The sequence below is a fragment of the Paenibacillus mesophilus genome (genome assembly GCF_005938385.1).
Lineage (GTDB): Bacteria > Bacillota > Bacilli > Paenibacillales > NBRC-103111 > Paenibacillus_AB > Paenibacillus_AB mesophilus.
The window spans coordinates 497,622-515,740 of record NZ_VCRA01000002.1 but is presented as its reverse complement, the minus strand read 5'-3'; the positions used below and the strand labels follow the sequence as shown (position 1 = coordinate 515,740).

Sequence of the window (18,119 nt, the reverse complement as noted above, 5' to 3'; positions counted from 1 at the left end):
GCCTGAATTATGGTATAATTTGGGGGCTAAGCACTTCTCATCAAATCAGGAGAGGGTCGATTCGGAATGAAGCAAGGCACGAAAGCATCACATCCATCGGGCTTCGCAAAACAAGCGGAGTCGAAGGAGCGCCGTGCTCCGTCCTTGACGGCACAAAGTTCGAACCGGCGCCCCCCGCTGCTTACTGCGAACACCGTCATGCACTTGCAGAGAACGATCGGAAACCGCTCCGTCGGCCAGTTGATCCGCTCATCCCCACTCCCCTCGCAGACGCCGAAAACAGTGCCGAAAGTGACGGACGCTCCTGCGGGTCGCAGCGGCCTGCATATTCAAGCCAAATGGGACATTGACGAGTTTTCAATGAAGCCCGGGGCGTATTACGTCAACTACGAAACGATGGAAACGTACGATCCCGACAGCCGTCAGTTGGGGCACTTGACCGATTCGAAAACAACGCGATTGGACAGAGATATGCACTGGAAGAAGATGCGGGATATTAAGCAGGATCTCGATATCGACTTTGAGGATGAATACGAGGAAGCCATCGATGAACATATCGAAGACCTCGAGCTGGAGGAGCCTTGGGAAAGTAAATTCGTGGAGGCGGCGGACAAAATCGCCGATACGATGACATTGTCCGAAGCCCAAGCCGCTTTGAATAAGCTGGTCAACTATTTGGGACAAATGATTCAGATGGTGGACAGCAATGATACGCTTCGTCCATCCACGAAGGAACACGTAATGAGAAGAATTATGAACGCGATGAACGCAATGGCTGACGGGCGCGGAAGCAATTTCGAGCCGACCGATTTTATGGAAACGTTCGAGCAGGAGAGATTGGCTCAACACTTGATCGAGCTCAAGAAGAATGCGAAGATGGAACAATTCAAAGAAACGCTCGATCGTGCAAAACCGGTAGTCGAAGAAACGAAAACCGGCTTCAAGCTTGCATACTACGCGGGAAACATCCGGCTTGGAGAGGTTACGCTAGTCAAAATCAAACAGGACACGGTGGAGCTCCATTTCAATGTAGAGGAGCCGCTTAAATATATCGGAGTGGCCTCGCATTTGTGGAATAAAGGAATCGTGGACCTGGAAAAAATGGTGCCGCAGTTAAAAGGACTGGATGTCATATTGCCAGCTTTCAGTTCGGCTTCCACGCTTATGGTAACCCGACAACTTGCCAATATCGGGGGCAATGCGTCTGATTTTATGCGCGGCAAAAAAGCCGGGGACAAACGAAAGACCGGCAAAGACGTCGTAAAATCCGCTTCGGAGCAGCACGAGAAATATAAAACCGGCGGAAAAGACGAATCGACGGAGGAAGAACTGCGCCATTATATGAGGTCGGTAGCCAAATCCGTATATAACCACGACTATGGGATCGTAGGCTATGTGATTCCATGGAGACTGGTTATTGCCTATGGGATAGATCCGCTCCAAATAGACGGGAAGACGAGAGAAAGAATGGAGGAAGCACAGGCGGCAAATACGAGTACGCTTTCGGGACATATCGAGGTTCGACAATGTCACGACATTTTGAAGCTGAAGTACGACGAAGGGAAATTCGTCACGGCGGTCGAGAACGGACAAATCAAAATGATGCTCGGCATAAGCGGCAAATCTCTCATCGACTTTTCCTTGAAACGAAAGACGTTAAAAACGGCACAACGATGGATGGAATTGACATACGCGGAGAAAACGGTGTGACGGCGGTGTCGTTGAACCGAATCTACAGAAAAGTCCTTGATGATCAAGGACTTTTCTCGTAACCACATAAAACCTTATACGTATCGGGCGATGATCCGCACAAGCTTTGCAGGAAATTCGTTCAGATTCGTAATATCGAGAAATCTCTCGCTGCCATAAATTTGACTAATCACATCTTTGTCCTGGCCGATGGCGGCTGCCAGAAAAGTAATCCCTTTCCGCTCATACTCGGCAATCGTCTGCTGCATGTCTTGGGCTGCATAAGATCCGGTGTAATTCTCCATCGCTTTAGGCTGTCCGTCGCTTACACTAATCAATAGCTTGGTCTGCTGCGAAGCGGCGGCTAGTCGGTCCGCCATAATTCGAAGAGCCATTCCGTCGCGGTTATTGCTTCTGCCGCGAATTCCCATTAGTCTGAACCGGTCATTCGGGTCCGGCTTATCATAGTCGGTATAAGCATAGATCGACATCTGCTCCAGCCTGGAAACATCCGCCGTATCCCCGTAGATCAGGATCGGAATATTGCAAATTCGACAAAATTCATAGACGGCGATCGCCGCGCGCTTCGCAGCTTCCAATCTCCCGAATGCGGACATGGATGCCGATTCATCCACTCTTAGACCGATCACAAGGGATGGACACTCCGTCGGCGGACGCTTCTTGGCAAAATATTTAAAATCCCGATAAGCGACGCTGTCCGCTTGAAATTTGCTGCCGTAATAATGGTTCCTGGCAAATTCGGCCGACATCTCGTGTTCCAGCAGCGGAATCGTTTTTCTTGCAATTTCCCGCACAATAGGCATAAGCTCCATGCTTAGACCGGCATACTCCTGTTCGTTAGCCGAATCGTAATCCGGACGGTGAACGATGAGCTTCACCCCCTTATGAATCGAGTCGGACACAACGTCCCTCGCTTCCCGATTCAGCTTTTTGCGGAACTCCCGCTCTTTATGCTTCGCATCGTCCGGCCTCGGTTCCGGATTTGCCTGATGGTAGATCGGAGAGCCATCCTCTCCCGCATCCGGACTTTCCAAATGGCCGGACTCATCGGAACGATAAGAAGAATGGCTTTCGTCGCTGTCGGCCGACTTTTTGAATGCGATGCCTTCTTCATCCTTATGTTTCCCATAATCGAACCGGGTATCGTCGATATTTCCCCAAGTCCTTAATTCTACGACGTCAAATTTTCGTTTTTTTTTACCTCGGACTCGACCTCTTCCAAGCCGGTCAACAATCCTTTGCTATGCAGCGCTTCTTCCAATAGCTTGATTTCTTCGGAATCGGTTGTGATTTTATAAATGACCTTATGATAAAGGGATTGTTTCGCAGACGCGCCTCCGGCAACCGCATCCGTCCAGTAAAAAAAGGAACGCATGCCCGCCACTCCTTTAATGGCATGGGCACGTGCCGTTTGATCCAATACAATGATGATTTCGGCGAGAACGTCCATCACATTCCGATCGGTGTAACCGGTTTTGGCCATTGCCCGTTCGATCATGACCGACTTGGTCGGCAGATCCATCTTTTCCGTATGCTGAACTCTGTCGCGCAACGCTTCGTTCAGCGGTCTGGTCCCTGCATAACTGCGGTTTGTCGTGATGACCGCTATGAAGTCCGGATGTCTGCGTACGATCTCTGTCGGAAGGTTGATGCCTCCATCCGGCTCCAAGGCGGAGTTCAGCGCCATTAACACCGCAGCATCCCGAATGACGGTCGGTTCCTGTATTTCCAAAATATATCCTTTCTCATAAGCTCTCACGATTTCGGAAGGGTAAAACCGATACTCGACCGTTTCGCCCTCGCTGTTTTCCGCGGCCAGCTTCAGTAGTTGCTTCATCTTCTGTGCGGCTTTTTCCCGGGTAACTCCCAGGACGTTCATCAATACTTCCGAGGCGCTTTGAAATCCGTCGCTTTCATACAAAGCTTTCAAGGCGATCTGCTCCGCCGGCTCCATTTTCTCCATTCGTTCGGATGAAATAACCGGCAAAATTGCGCCGATAATATCCGATTTATCCATATCGGCGAAACAGGTCACTTTCGTATAAGGCAGGCCGAAATGGGCCGACAATGCTTTGGCAAGCTGAGTTTTACCGGAACCGGCGTCACCTTCCAACAATATATTGGCGATCTTCATTTCCCCGCGATTCCAGTTGCGTTTGATTTCCTTACAAATACGGAGCTCCTCTTCGCTGGCCTTATGAGATTGCGGTTTTTTCCAGATCAGCGCTTGCTCCGCTTCTGTCAGCTGTCTAGAGGGCGACAAATAATAGGGTTCATCGTTATTCATGGCCGTTCACCTTTCTTTGTAACGAGTCACTTACTAATTTACTAATTTACTAATTTACTAAATCATAAAAACATTCTAACCTCCATTTCTACGTTAGTCAATCCCGCTGCTGTCATCCCTGAAATGTCAAATGCCGGGCAGCAGCCCGGCATGTTCAAGTTCTATTCAAGTTACGCATTAATAACCCATATCCTTCAAAATTCTGGACAAAGTGCGCAGACGCTCCCCGATCAGCTCGCCGTCATCGCTCAAAGCTTGATTGAACAGCTTAATATCTTCATTGATTTTCTCGTTATCCGTACATACCGCCACAGTCATGGCGTCTCCCTGCAGGCCGATTCTGTCGATAGTCGGCGACTGTGGATCATATAAATGCTCATATCGGTAAGCTTCGCGGAAATGCTCCATCGTTCGGCATATCAGTATGGATAAATCAAGAACGCGATGAAGAGGCAGCTCTTCCGACTGTCTGGACCATTTCTCTCCTGTATATCTCCATACTTTGGCCGAAATATCGACTTTGCCCCTATCGTTCCATTGGGCTAGTCCGAGAGAAAGACCTTTGGCATCCGTATTCCGTGCGAATCGGCCATCAACGTGCTCATAATTTTCCGAGACGACGACAGGTTTATGTTTTAAAGTTGTTGGTATTTTCACGACTTCCCCCTCTTCCCTCTACTGAATTACTAATTTACTAAACAACAAACTCATTCTACCTCTCAACTCTTCGTAAGTCAATCCGTGACACAAGAAACAGCGGCAGCCCGGACATCTACGCTGTCCATGACTGCCGCTTTCGTCCGGACCGTTGGAGGCTAGGAAATCTTCGCCGCCGACCGGTTTCGAGCTCTTATTGAGTGCTCAATCGTGGTTTTCGTAAGGAAATCCATATAGCCTCCAAGGCTTATGCCCGCCAAAAGAACGGACCGGTCCGAATGAAGCCTGCACTTGACGGATGACCCATTCCGGCACTGTCTCGCCCCGGTACAAAATCGCCTCTTGCCCCTTGTCCAAATGGATATCGATTGCATCTTCACAAGCCCGGCAATAGTGTTCAACCGATTCCAGTTCCTGCTCCGCATCCTCCCCGCCGCTGCCGGTTGGACCCAGAATCATCACGCGTAATTGGCCTGCGCTCCACCCCGGATTGATCCGGCACGGCTCACCGGCCAAGCTCCTCACCCGGACGAACTGCGTTACGCCGTCACGGCGTAACGCGCTAACCAGAAATGCCCCTTCGGCGCGCAAATCGTGAAACGCCGCTTCCTTCCACGATTCAGGCACAGCCGGAAAGATGCGGATCGTTCCGCCCCAGCTTTGCAGCAGCATGTCGTGAAGCGCTTCGGCGCCGGCGAGCGGCGTCTCCATAACCGGCCCCGCTTCTTTGTACATCGTATTCGGCTTAAGCATCGGCAGCAGCGATTGCAGAAACCCAAGCGATACGTCACCCCATCCCAACGCTGCGGCAATCGAAGCCGCTCCGGTCATGCTGAACCCCCGAAGGTCGCCCTCTTTGCCGATCCAATGCCGCAGCGACTTCCCGATCAATTCCCGCTCCTCTTCCCGGTCGCCGCCGATCAGATGCAGCGGAAATACGGCCATCAGATGGCTGAAATGCCGATGCCCGTACGCAAGCGGCGTATCCCGGCCGATCATGAAGCCGGTCTCGTCAACCGGAAGCGGGGCGAGGCGTTCCAGCGTCTCCCTCCATTTCCCGCGCAGCGGGTCATCCGTCTTCAACCGTTCGTCGATAGCAAGCAATGTTTCACAACCCCAACGCAGAAGAGCCATATCGTAATGGCAATCGCGGACGACCGTTTTCATAAAGGACCCGTATTCCGGCGAAATCGTAGGAGGCAAATGCAGCCGACCGTCCTCCCCTTCCTCCAGCAAATGCAAATAATAATTGACGCTTCTGCGCAATACCGGCGCCAGCAGACGCTGCAACAGCCCGTCATCCATCGAGTGCCGGTACTGCCTCCACAGGTTGTGGCATACCCAAGTCAAATTCCCGATTTCGTTATCGACCGGACTATTCAAATCATAGCTGCAGCTGCGCCCCAATCCGGCGGAATCATGCCGGTACGGCTCGGGTACGTTGCGTATGAGCTGCTCCCGGTTCATCTCCAATGCCCGAACGAGCGACTCCCCTATGTCCAGGCGGTTGGCCGCATAAACCGGCGAATAGCTCATCTGCACATTCATGTTGAACCAAACGCCGGCCCATGGCGTAGGAGCGAGCCACGGCCCCTGATTGTCGATGAGCGGAGCGTCCGCTCTCGTGGCTGAAGCCAGCTTGTACATTTGAATCCAGTAGAAGCTTTCGAGCCTCCGGTCGGGGATCGACACGAAGCTTTGCCGATAGTATCGATGCCACCAATTCCGGTGAATGTGCATCCATTTATCAAAATCCATCCGGGCCGCTTTTCGGATCGACTCCGCGGCTTCCGCTTTCGCAGCCTTGCCGCATCCTTTCGCTATCGTCCAATAAAACAGTCTGCGGCCCTCGCCCCCGGTCGTCCGCACTTCTTTCCAGGCAGTCGTGCAGCCTTCCCCGGTCGCATACTTCTGGATGGCGATCGCGATCCCGTCCTCCTCCGCCGTCCTTTCTACAACCGTATCGGGAATGAACTGATTCAGATTGATTCCGTCGGCGTTGATCAGCACCGGATCGACTTCGCTATGCGCATACCATGAGAACCGCGAACTGCACTCCCCCTCCGACGATTCAAGCTCGACGGCCATGACCGCATCTTCGGCATGAGCAAAAGCGCGGAGCCGCACTTCCCCGCGCGTCGTCGTCAGCACCGCCCGCAGCTCCGCATTCCACAAATCGAGCCGCATCGCCGTCGGATGATAAATCATCCCTTCCATCTCCAGATCGAGCTCGCCGACCGGCACGCGGGGAGGAAACCCCCGCCTGTCCGTACGTGTCGCCGTGACGTCCGTCCGGCCCGTTACGAAACGAAGCACATGCCGTTTCTTCGCATGCTCCTCCCCGTAGATCATCGCGCCGATCAATCCGTTGCCGATAAACGCCCCTTCCTCCCATCCGACCGGCTTGACGACCCATTCCATATCGTGCTCCGCCATGAATGTTTCCCAATCCAGCTCGAGACGAACGTTTCCCATCCGCTTTTCATTCCCGTGAACCGCCCCATTCCCCGTCACTTGCCAAATCGCCTCCTTACCCCTTGATCGCTCCGATCAACGCGCCTTTGACGAAATACTTTTGCAGGAACGGATAAACGAGCAAGATCGGCACCGTCGCCACGATAATCGTCGCGTATTTCAAAGTAACCGACAGCATCGCCGCATCCGCGTCCGTCGCTCCTACCGCCATCGCACTCGCTTCGCCCTGCAGTAAAATTTCGCGCAGCACGAGCTGCAGCGGATACATCGACCGATCCTGCAAAAAAATGAGCGCATGGAACCAGGAATTCCAATGGCTGACCCCGTAATACAGCAGCATCACGGCAATGACCGGCATCGACAAGGGCAATATGATGCGGAACAGGATGACGAAATCGTTCGCGCCGTCCATCTTGGCCGATTCCTCCAAAGCGTCGGGAATCGATTCGAACGCCGTTTTCATCAAAATCAGGTTGAACGTATTGATGGCCTGCGGGATGATCAACGCCCACAGCGTATTGTTCAACCCGACTCCTTTGACCGTTAAATAGAACGGGATCAAGCCCCCGCTGAAAAACATCGTAAACACGATGAACAGCATTATTTTTTTACGGTAGACCAAGCTTTTGCGCGACAGCGCGTAAGCCCCGAACGCCGTAAGCAAAATATTGAAAACTAGACCGACGACGACAACGAAAAACGTGTTGCCATAGCCCTTCAAAATCATCGGATTCCGGAACACGTTCACATACGCCTCAAGCGAAAATCCGAGAGGCTTCCACAAGATGCCGTTGTACGCCATCAGGCTCTCGGCGCTGCTCACTGAGGAGAACGCCACATAAACGAGCGGATAAACCGTCAGCACCATTAACGCGGTCAAAAATAACCCATTGAACGAATCGAATACTTTCTCCATCATCGTCGCCTGGTTCGGCATGAAGCGCTCCTCCCTTTACCAAAGGCTCGTATCGTTGAACTTCCGGCTTAACCAGTTGGAACATACGAGCAGACTGAAATTGACGACGGAGTTGAACAAGCCGACCGCCGAGCTGAAGCTGTAATTGAAATCCTGCAAGCCTGCCCGGTACACGTAGGAAGATACGACGTCGGCCGTCTCGTACGTTCCCGGATTGTACAGCAAAATAATTTTCTCGAATCCAACGTTCATCATGCGGCCGATTTCCAGAATGAGCAGGATGACGATGGTCGGCATAATCCCCGGCAGCGTCACGTTCAGCATCTGCTTCCATCGCCCGGCTCCGTCGATCTTCGCCGCCTCGTACTGCTCCGGATCGATTCCGGTCAGAGCGGCCAAATAAATGATCGTGCCCCAGCCGATATGCTGCCATATTCCGGAAGATACGTAAATCGTACGGAATAAGTCGGGCTCAAGCAAAAACGTCAGCCGTTCCCCGCCGAAGTAGGCGATAATGTCGTTAATAACGCCTTCGCTCGAAGTAAAGTCTTTCACCATCCCGCAAATCACGACGAGCGATATAAAATGCGGCATATAGGTAACCGTTTGCACCGTTCTTCTGAATATGGAGTTTTTCACTTCATTCAGCAATAGCGCCAATACGATCGGTGCCGGAAAACCGAAGATAAGCTCATACAAGCTGATCAAAATCGTGTTTTTGATCGTTCGCCAAAAATAAGCGCCGGTAAAAAACGTCTCGAAATGCTCGAAGCCGACCCACTCGCTTCCCCATATACCGAGCCGGGGGGAAAAATCTTTGAAGGCGATCATCGCGCCGTACATCGGGAAATAGTGAAAAATAACGTAATACAGCAAGACGGGCAGTAACATGACATACAACAGCTTATTTTTGCGGATATCCAACAGGATGCCTAATTTGCTCATACATTCCACTCCATCCATCGGCAGCCGCATGCAGAGAACGTATCCGCCTTTATGGCGAACACGCTCTCTCGCTGCGCGCCAGGCTCCATTTACCGCTTGTTGTAGCGGTCGTAAGCATCTTGATAAATTTTCGTGACTTTGTCGATTCCCATATCTTTAATCCGCTTCACGTATTCGTCGAACTTCTCGATCGGCTCCTTGCCCATCACGAATTTCACGAACATTTCTTCCTTGTAGCTGGCAATGGCGGTGTTCAGCTTCGCCACTTCCTTGCTTTCCTCCACCGTCGGCGTTATGAAGAGCGGCATGACGTGTTTGGCAGCGTCCGTTTCGCCCCAAATTTTGATCGCCTCGTCCTGTTCCGGGAACGTGTTGAAGCTTTTCCTGCTGTCGCCGGGGAAAGGACCGTTCGGCTTCGTATATTGGGAAATCATCTGCTGCAAATTGTACTTCTCGTTTTTGGCGATCGAATCGGTGAAGACGGGAGTGCCGTTCTTCATCGTGTAGCTTTCGCCTTCGATCCCGAAGTTGAACAGAAGGCTTCCTTTATCGCTGTAGGCGTAATCGAGCCATTTGACCGCAAGCTCGGGATTTTTGGCGGCAGCGGTAACCGCTTTGCTCGCCGACGGGTTGTATTTGAAGTCCCGCTGCCCGATAAAGGCACGCTCTCCTTTTTTCAGCGTCGGGTACGGCGCACCCACAAGCTGGTATTTCGGGTCCTTCTTCTTGCCCGTTTCCATCCATCGTCCCATGCCGCCGCTTAACAAATGGACGGTCGCACCTGCGGCGTCGCTCATCATTTTGTTGTCGAGCGCCTTAGAGTCGGTGTTCAGCGCAAAGTCTTTATCGATCAAGCCTTCTGCATACCATTTGCGCAGCAAAGAGAGCGCATCTTTAAACTGCGGATCGATCGGACCGTATTTCACTTTGCCCTGGTCGTCGATGTAGAACCGGTTGGCGGTGCGGTAAGCGCCGATAAACGCATCTTGAATGTTCAGCTCGTTGCTGTACAGCGCGGTGAACGGAGCCGTCGCGCCTTTCTTCTCTTTAAACGCTTTCAAAACGGTATACCATTCGTCAATCGTCGTCGGCACCGCAAGCTTCAGCTCGTCCAGCCAATCTTTGCGGATCATCGGGCCGCGGAAGACGAGTCCGTTGTCCGGACGAATCATCGGAAAGACGTAATATTTGCCGCTGTCCGTTTTGAGCATTTTGTCGAGTTCTTTATCGGTTTGCAATATTTTTTTCAGGTTGGGCGCATGCTTGTCGATCAAATCGTTGAGCGGAACGATAACCTTGTCGGCGATCGCCTTCTCGGGACCTCCCGGGTAAGCGCTGTTCCAGTCGTACTCGATCACATCCGTCAAATTGTTGGAAGCGATCAGCAAGTTGAATTGCTCCTTGGACTGTCCGTCGGCCGGGTGCGCATACTTCACCTTCACGCCGGTTTCCTTCTCCAGCTGCTTGCCGAACGGCGACTCGGCCAAGTTCGTGTAAAACGTCGTCAAGTTCGTATTCATTTGCTCCCATGACGTGATCGTTTCCTGCGTCGCGATCGGATATTTGCCCGCCTCCGCTGCCGGCGTGTTCGAGCCTTTCTGCGCGGCCGGCTCGTTCGCCGTTTGTTTGGAGCACGCCGCGATGACGCCGGTCGATGCCAATACGATGGAAAGCGCAACGCCTATCGACTTTTTACGGGTATCGTTCCCCATGCCAATCCCCCTCTTCGGTTATGGGCACCGTTGGTGCTTAGCGTTATTATGCGGCGGCAAACCATTGCGTGAATATCATCAAAATCGGAAAAACGTCTTCAAAATCGGGAATACTCCATCTTCACATTCCGCATTCCTTATGCAAAAACGGAAAAACCGCGTGTGGCGGCTTTTCCGTCTCCTTTCATTCCGGCATTTGCTGCTGCATCCCTTTATATTTGCCCGGAGTTACCCCTTCAAACTTTTTGAAGATCCGGTTGAACGTGTTAATATCCGAGTATCCGACGCTTCTGGCGATATCCGCGATCGGAACGTCTCGCTGCACAAGCATTTTCTTCGCTTCCTCGAGCCGGGTCCTGTTAATCGTGTCGAGCAGCGCTTCGCCGGTCTGAGCTTTGAACAGCTTCGACAAATAAGACGGGGTCAGCCCGAACGCTTCGCCGATCATCGTAATGTTCAAATTCTCAGAGCTATAATGCTTATGAACGTAATCGATCACTTGGCGGCTGATCTGAATATGCTCGTCCTTGCGGTTATCCCGGATCGACTCGCACACCTGCTTCAGCACGTCCAGCAGCTGCAGTTTCATGTCAACGATCGTCTCGCAGCCGATCAACCGGTCGAGCGAAATATCCCGCTGCGCGAACGGCTGCTTGTTCGCGATGCCGATTTCCCCCATCGTCTTCAGCATGGTGCCGATCAGATCGAACATGAGACATTTGGCGAGCGGAACCGTGAGAAGTGTTTCTTCGACATTCATTCTGATGATTTCTTCGATCAACGCGCTTGAATGGTCGGTATCGCCCGTCTTGATGAAGTTGATCAGCTGCTGTTCGACGTGCAGCGGATAGTAGTAACTGGCCGATCGGGGCGATGCATCGGCTTCCGAGCCCGGCAAATCTCCATGCCGGATAATTTCGCCGCTTCCCATTACAAGCCGGTACTCTAGAGCCGTCAGCGCCTCCTGATAGGCAGCCGAGATTCCGTAAAGTTCGCGGTGAATGCCGCTGATCGCCACCGTCAAACGAATGTGATAGCAATCGAGCAGGAACGATTTCACCTGCCGGGCGATACGGTCCGGCTCGCCAAGCTCGGGAACTGTCCCGATATTGACGATGCAAACGTACATATCGTCCATTTCCGTCGTGAACGCGCGATTCCCGTCTCCGGCCACTTCCGCGGCTACGTTCATGAGGATAAAATGAACGAGCTTCTCCTTCTGACGATCGGAATAGCCGGTCTCCTCCAGCTTCCCGTATCGCTCGATATGGAACAGCAATACGGCAAATTGCTGCGATACAAGCCGGATGTCGTGCGCGGCCAAAGACTCGTGTACGGGAACGTTCGGGTCGTCTCGCCCTTTGAGCAGCCCTTGCAAAAAGTGAGACCGGATCGCGTCCCGATGCCGGAGAAGTCTGGCGTCGATCTTCTCCTTCTCGGCAAACGTATTGTTCAGCGCGGATTGCAAATACCCGTATTCGTTCGTCTCCTCGTCGAAAATTAGCCCCGATCGGGTCGATAAGCTGCGGATCAGTACGCGAATCGGGATATAATTTTTTTTCACGAACAGGAACGTGACGAGACCACCCATAAGTACGCTTAACAGCAGACTCGCATATATAAGCGTTTTCAAAAATTTCATCTTCTCGTCGAACACATCGGCGGGAATGAACGATACGTATTTCCAGCCCGTAGTCTCCGACGTAGTATAGGAAACGGCAGTCCGCTCACTCGACAACTCGCCGTAAAAAAAACCGTTTTTGCCGGATAGCGCTTTGTATTTCGGAACGGATACGCCGGACGCGAGGCCTGCAGATGCCAGCAGCCGGTCCTGCTTATCCACCACAGCTACGGAAGCCATGTTCGAGGACGCAATATTGTCGAGCAGCTTCGAATCTTTGATCACGAACAAAATAACCGCACCCGGAAGCTCCGGATTGTCGAGAACGATCGACTTCGCGTACATGACCGCTTTGACAGCGGTGCCGTCTTCCCGGATCGTGGCGGGAGCATATTCCTGAATGTACCGTTTGTCCAGAAACGACTTCCAATTCTCGTAGCTCGTCTCGTCTGTGTCGCGAAGCTTCTCGTACAATGTCCGGCTGTTTATATGGTCCCGCGTCGAGATGACGGTGTCGCTGTTTTTATAATAAATATAGATTTGCTCGATGAAGTCGTTGGCCATTTTGTAAATCCGCAAATCTCCGGCAATCCCGACCAAATCGTAGTAGTCGGTATCCGAGAGAGGCTTGTTCGCATTGATGAAGGCGGCCAGCCGTTTGTTCAGCGCCATCTCCACGCTCAGCCGTTCGATGCCCGACAGGTTGCTGTCGATCGCCTGCTCCATCTGCCGCAGCATCGATTCGTTGGCGCGACTCACTTCAGATTCGACTACATGCCAGGTCGACGCATAAATAACTCCGCTGATCGCGATCGGCACGAGAAGCACGGAAATGTAGGAGATAAGCCAGGTGAAAATGACGCTTCGCTTGTTGAACCTGATTCGCTTACCGCTCATCTGCCCGCGCTCCTTGGTCTTGTTTATATGATCCTACCTTCCATTATACACACCGTTATTACTCCGTCTCCAGCATTTCGTGATCGTACCACATGTTGGCTTGCCCGCTGCTGATATTGATGATCGTATTGACTCTCTCTCCGAGAGTATACAACTGCTTGTCGCTGCTTACGTATGCTTGCGCCGTCGTGGGAAGCGGTCCGCTAAGCCGGGTCAAATTCAGCTCCGAATCAACGGAATAGATCCCAAGTTCTACTCTCTCGCGTTCCCTGTCCAACGGAAAGTCACCCAATTGTACGAAGATTCGGCCGTCGACCGTCTGCGGATTGGTCGTTCCGGGTTCGCCGAGCCATATAAAGTCTCGGCTGCCCAATCCGAGCATCGTAACGGATAGTTGGTTCCAACGTTGATTCATCATCTGCAAATTGCCGTCCGCATCCAGATGTGCTAACCGAAGGGTGTCCAGCCACACGTGCCCACGTACGGATTGCCCGTTACTTGCGATCCAGTAGCTTCCGTCCCGATTCGGGATCACCTTGGCCGGAACTTGCGGGAACTCTTTCAGCAGTTCGGCTTTTCCGTCGGAATACATATAAAGGTAACCGGTGTTTATGGAAACCGTTAAATACGAGTTTCTTTTCTGAATCGCAAGCAAAGAGCGATTGCCATCCAGTTTGAACATCGTTCCGCTAAAATCGATGCTCATCGAAGTATTCGAGACCATTTCGGCTTTCTCGAGCAGCTTGATCCCTTCGTAGTATAGCCCATCCTCGCGAGTTTCCACTTCGACCGCCGTTCCCCGATACGGATCGGCCTGCCTCTGCTGCTCCATCTGCTCCTGCAGCTTCCCGGCTTCGGCTTTGTTCATCCATACCGGCTTCTCCGCAAGCGTCTTGCTTACTTTTAATACACCGCCTTGATCTGACGCCGTGATGATGGAAGCGGAGATATACAAATAATCCGCATCGTCGTAAAGGATCCGTCCTAGCACCTGCTGCTGGCCGCCGATCACGTTCAAGCCGTTCTTGGCGTCCCAAAATATCGTAAGCCGCAGCAGATCATGCACGAACTGCCAAGTCAACGGCATGTAGGTAATGTCCTGAAGCTCCAGAAAAGGGTACTGCTCCTTGCTGTTGTCAATGGCGCTGGACCCGATGTAGATCGGGTAATCGGCTTTCGCGGCCATGTAGCTCGCGGGAAGTTTGCGATTCGCGGACAACTCCTGCTTGAACGAAGGTTTTTTCCAGCCGATCGAGTTTCCGAACCTGGTAACGGAAGCCGGGAAAACTTGCAAGCCTGCGCTTTCGTCCCACGCAAGCCCAATGCCGAGCGCACTCGTATTATCCCATGTCAATGGCATGTACGTAATCCCTTTATACGTGACAAAAGGATACTTCGTACGGGTATTGTCAATGAGCTGCCCGTTGATGCGGACCGGATCGTCCGACACGGATACCCGAATATTTGCATCGGCGGCTTGAATCCCCGGAGCATAAGTGAAAGACATGAATACGACAAGGATTGTAACCATGAACTGCCCGATTCGACGCGTCACAAGAAATGCATCCTTTCCGGATTGAAATAACGTTCCTTCTTATTGACGCAAAATCGTACGTCTTAGTTGCTATCATTTGGAAGAACAGGCGAAGCGCGATGAAACCGGTTCCTATCATCCTTTAATACATAAAGCCGCCATGAAGCTAACAACGATACCCCCAAACAAACGATCCAAGGAAAGCCAGGCCAACCCCACAGAACGCCGAGGTCGTAAAACCAGCCGCCGACGATCGTGCTCAGGGCGCCCCCTATGGCGAGCGAGTAGCCGTTGAACCCGTAATACGAGGCGATTTGCCGCGGCGGCGCAAACATCGGGATGACGTCCATCAGCAAAGGGCCGGCGATCATCGTTCCGAGCGCGAATACGACCGATCCGGCCAGCAGCAGGAGCAGATTGTAAGCAAAAACGAAACTAAACAGCCCGATTCCCATTATAAGAGTACCAAGCCCGATCAGCATAAAACGGTTTTCGTAGTTTTGCAGCTTCCGGGTGATGCGCAGCTGCAATACGATAACCGAGATCGAGATCGCGGCGTATACGTAAGCGACCCCGCTTTTGCTGCCGGCCACCGTTTCCGCAATCTGCGGCACGGTCAAAAACAGCTGCATAAACAAATAGTAGTAACCGATGAGTATCAGCGTGTAGACGACGAAAGGCTTGTCTTTCAATATCGTCTGCATATCCTTGAATACGCTGTCGCGCGAAAATTCCACGGTCAGCTTCGGCAATTTCCACGAGATCAGAAAAGCGATCGCGATGTAAATACTGCCGGAAACGAGAGACAAATAAAAGAAATCGAGCGAGCTGAGCACGCTGCCGACGATCGTAGACGAAACCATCCCGAGGTTCGATACGATATTTTTGAAAGAAAACAGCAGCTTCCGGTGCTCGTCCGGGGTTAACCGGGCAAACGCCGCCTGATAGGAAGGTTCGAACAGCGCCCCTCCCAATCCGGAAACGATTGCCGCGGCGAAAAAATGCCACACCTCGCTGCAGAAAGCAAACGCCAAAAATCCCGCTGCGCGCACCGCGACGCCGAACACCAGCGTTTCCTTGCAGCCGAACCGGTCCGCCACAATCCCTCCCAAGAAAGTGAGCCCCTGCTGTGAAAACTGACGGACGCCGAGCAATACGCCGGCAAGCGCCAATGACCAGAGGAAATGGCCGGTCAAGTGGAGGGTGAGATACGGGATTAACGCAAAAAAACCCAAATTCATCAGAAACGAACAAACGTACAGCGCCTTTATGCTGGCTGGCGCAACTCTCCACGCTTGCAATGCCATAGCCGGTCACCTTCCTTCATACTCCGCTTGTTACTTGCATTATAGCAAGTATACGGCGTCAGGCCATCCTTTTTTCGAAATCGTCGCTTCCCCCGTAAACGAGTCAAGACGGCCGACATGGCGACGGCCGCCTGCAATATGACATTTCTCATCCGACGTGAAGCAAGCCACGATCCCCCCATTATAATTTCTTAATCAAGCTTACGCGTATGACATCGTCCCATATCGACCCGCGCCGAACTTCTTCATAGCCGATTTTTTTGTTGAGTTCGATGACATGGTGATTCGATTGTTCCGTATGGGTGTATATCAAATCGACATGGCGATTGCGAGCCTCTTCCTCCAGCTTGAGCTTCAGCTTGGTTGCCAGTCCCAGTCTGCGGTAGTCCGGATGAACCCATAATTGAAAAATTTCCATGAACCTGCCATCGCTTTGAAACAATGCCCGGTCCAACTCGCTGTAAATGGTTTTCCAAGGATAGGTAGTGTCCCTATTTGCAATGGAGTACATGATCATGGCGATCGGATTGTGGGAACCGGTGTCCTCCATAAGTATCGCGCCTCTATCCCGTTCCGTGAGGAACCGCTCTATCTTTTTGCAATGATCTTTTTTCTCTGAATCTGTCAAGTCAAGTTTATTCGAAACGGTGTACCCATCGTTTTTTAGGTCGATTCGAACCAAAAACTCGAGGTCTGTTCTTACGGCATTTCGTATTTTCAGCATTATATCACCTTATTTTGATTCGTCTTGTTTGGTTCCGACGACGACGGTAGCGTCCCATTCGTCGGATTTGACTACCTTCGGGATCAGCCCGCCGCGGGAGAAAATCCCGACGGTCTGCGGCACCTGGCGCTCGCTGGTCTCGACCAGCAGTTGACCTCCCGGTGCAAGCCAGAGCGGTGCGGCTTCGACGACTCGCCTTTGGATGTCAAGTCCGTCCTCGCCTCCGTCGAGCGCCACCCTCTTCTCATAGGTACGAGCCTCATAGGGCATTAGCGGGATCGCCTTGGTAGGGACGTACGGCGCGTTTGCGATCAAGATGTCGACGCGATCCCGCAATTCGGCGGGAAGCGGTTCGTACAGGTCACCTTCATACACGCGACCGCCTGCGGCCGCGACATTGCGTCGGGCACACCGCACAGCAGCGGGATCTATATCGACGGCGTGCAGCTCGATCCGCTCCCATGCAGCGGCCAACACCGCTCCCAACGCTCCCGTGCCGCAGCACAGGTCCACCACTACGGCTCCCGACCTGGCGAGGGCGGCAGCTTTGCGGGCAAGAAACTCGCTGCGGTGGCGAGGGACGAACACTCCCGGGTCCACCTTTATCCTTAACCCGCAAAACTCCGCCCAGCCGATGACGTGCTCGAGAGGTAGTCCGGCAGCCCGCCTGTCCGCCATGTCGGCGAGTTCGGCCGGCGTCCGCGCCGCGGTAATAAGCATCCTGGCTTCCTCTTCGGCGTAAACGCAACCGGCGGCCCGGAGCCTTGCCGCGATTTTTGTAAAATTGATATAATTCGCCTCATTTCGATAGAAACTCTTTCGGGTCCTATCATAACATATCCTCTCCCGGGAGAGGTTGTTAAGAACGGTTATTGCCAAACTATCCGAGTCATAACATAAGAGCGGTATGATAACCACGCGGCAATCGAGCTGCAGTTCATAAATTACGGCATCGGGACGCTGACCTTGGACCCGGGCTTTCCGGCGGAGGAAGCGGCACAGATCAAGGCTGTCCTATCCGGGCTGACTTACAAGCAAACGAATCGGCTGCTCAAAAAACATTTCAACTCCTCTTTCATGCACAAGCTGATGGACACGCGAGTGGGAAGTGGCCAAAGACATGCTGCGAACGAGCAAGCTGTCTATCGAACGCATCGCAGGCGATGTCGGCTATGCATCGACGCAATATTTCTGCCAACTGTTCTATCAAAAGACTGGGATGACCCCCTCGGAATACCGCGCCATGGAGCATAACAGCATTACTCCGATTGACAATTGATGCGGCAATGGTCGATGCTTCATCACCTCCTCGTTAGCTGCATTTGCTTGCGATT

The 18,119-nt window shown here is 52.4% G+C and carries 14 protein-coding genes; 2 read left to right on the top strand and 12 right to left on the bottom strand.

Annotated features, from left to right (window positions below):
* Positions 1–66: 66 nt before the first annotated feature.
* On the top strand, positions 67–1,710 hold the full coding sequence (locus tag FE783_RS05015) for an aldehyde dehydrogenase family protein (protein WP_138878223.1): 1,644 nt from the start codon (positions 67–69) through the stop codon (positions 1,708–1,710).
* Between the two features lie 74 nt (positions 1,711–1,784).
* Here the strand turns inward: FE783_RS05015 and FE783_RS05010 are convergent, their stop codons facing one another.
* From FE783_RS05010 to FE783_RS04955, 12 genes are all read right to left on the bottom strand, one after another.
* Positions 1,785–2,744, bottom strand: a complete 960-nt coding sequence (locus tag FE783_RS05010; protein ID WP_238402859.1) for a vWA domain-containing protein — start codon at positions 2,742–2,744, stop codon at positions 1,785–1,787.
* A gap of 137 nt (positions 2,745–2,881) precedes the next feature.
* Positions 2,882–3,997 (bottom strand): AAA family ATPase, encoded by a 1,116-nt coding sequence (locus FE783_RS05005; RefSeq protein WP_138878221.1) that lies wholly within the window; start codon positions 3,995–3,997, stop codon positions 2,882–2,884.
* A 177-nt stretch (positions 3,998–4,174) separates the two neighbouring features.
* Complete coding sequence (locus FE783_RS05000; RefSeq protein ID WP_138878220.1) at positions 4,175–4,654, bottom strand: DUF6530 family protein; 480 nt, start codon at positions 4,652–4,654, stop codon at positions 4,175–4,177.
* A 204-nt stretch (positions 4,655–4,858) separates the two neighbouring features.
* Positions 4,859–7,168 (bottom strand): glycosyl hydrolase family 95 catalytic domain-containing protein, encoded by a 2,310-nt coding sequence (locus FE783_RS04995; protein WP_238402858.1) that lies wholly within the window; start codon positions 7,166–7,168, stop codon positions 4,859–4,861.
* Between the two features lie 16 nt (positions 7,169–7,184).
* Positions 7,185–8,066 carry a carbohydrate ABC transporter permease gene (locus tag FE783_RS04990; RefSeq protein ID WP_138878219.1) on the bottom strand — a complete coding sequence of 294 codons (882 nt, stop codon included), beginning with the start codon at positions 8,064–8,066 and terminating at the stop codon, positions 7,185–7,187.
* A gap of 15 nt (positions 8,067–8,081) precedes the next feature.
* Entirely contained in the window at positions 8,082–8,990 is a 909-nt protein-coding gene (locus FE783_RS04985; RefSeq protein WP_238402857.1) for an ABC transporter permease, read from the bottom strand.
* An 89-nt stretch (positions 8,991–9,079) separates the two neighbouring features.
* The gene (locus FE783_RS04980) at positions 9,080–10,702 is read right to left on the bottom strand and encodes an extracellular solute-binding protein (RefSeq protein WP_138878217.1); all 1,623 of its coding nucleotides are present in this window, start codon (positions 10,700–10,702) and stop codon (positions 9,080–9,082) included.
* A gap of 184 nt (positions 10,703–10,886) precedes the next feature.
* A complete protein-coding gene (locus FE783_RS04975) occupies positions 10,887–13,220 on the bottom strand; it encodes a helix-turn-helix domain-containing protein (RefSeq protein WP_138878216.1) in 2,334 nt (777 codons plus the stop codon).
* Positions 13,221–13,278: 58 nt separating this feature from the next.
* Complete coding sequence (locus tag FE783_RS04970) at positions 13,279–14,775, bottom strand: hypothetical protein (protein ID WP_138878215.1); 1,497 nt, start codon at positions 14,773–14,775, stop codon at positions 13,279–13,281.
* A 62-nt stretch (positions 14,776–14,837) separates the two neighbouring features.
* Entirely contained in the window at positions 14,838–16,061 is a 1,224-nt protein-coding gene (locus tag FE783_RS04965; RefSeq protein WP_138878214.1) for an MDR family MFS transporter, read from the bottom strand.
* 181 nt (positions 16,062–16,242) lie between these two features.
* Complete coding sequence (locus tag FE783_RS04960) at positions 16,243–16,785, bottom strand: GNAT family N-acetyltransferase (RefSeq protein WP_138878213.1); 543 nt, start codon at positions 16,783–16,785, stop codon at positions 16,243–16,245.
* Positions 16,786–16,794: 9 nt separating this feature from the next.
* Entirely contained in the window at positions 16,795–17,574 is a 780-nt protein-coding gene (locus tag FE783_RS04955; protein ID WP_202916132.1) for a putative protein N(5)-glutamine methyltransferase, read from the bottom strand.
* A 319-nt stretch (positions 17,575–17,893) separates the two neighbouring features.
* Between FE783_RS04955 and FE783_RS04950 the strand changes: the two genes are divergently transcribed.
* Positions 17,894–18,064 carry a helix-turn-helix domain-containing protein gene (locus tag FE783_RS04950; RefSeq protein WP_274381432.1) on the top strand — a complete coding sequence of 57 codons (171 nt, stop codon included), beginning with the start codon at positions 17,894–17,896 and terminating at the stop codon, positions 18,062–18,064.
* The last annotated feature ends 55 nt before the right edge of the window (positions 18,065–18,119 follow it).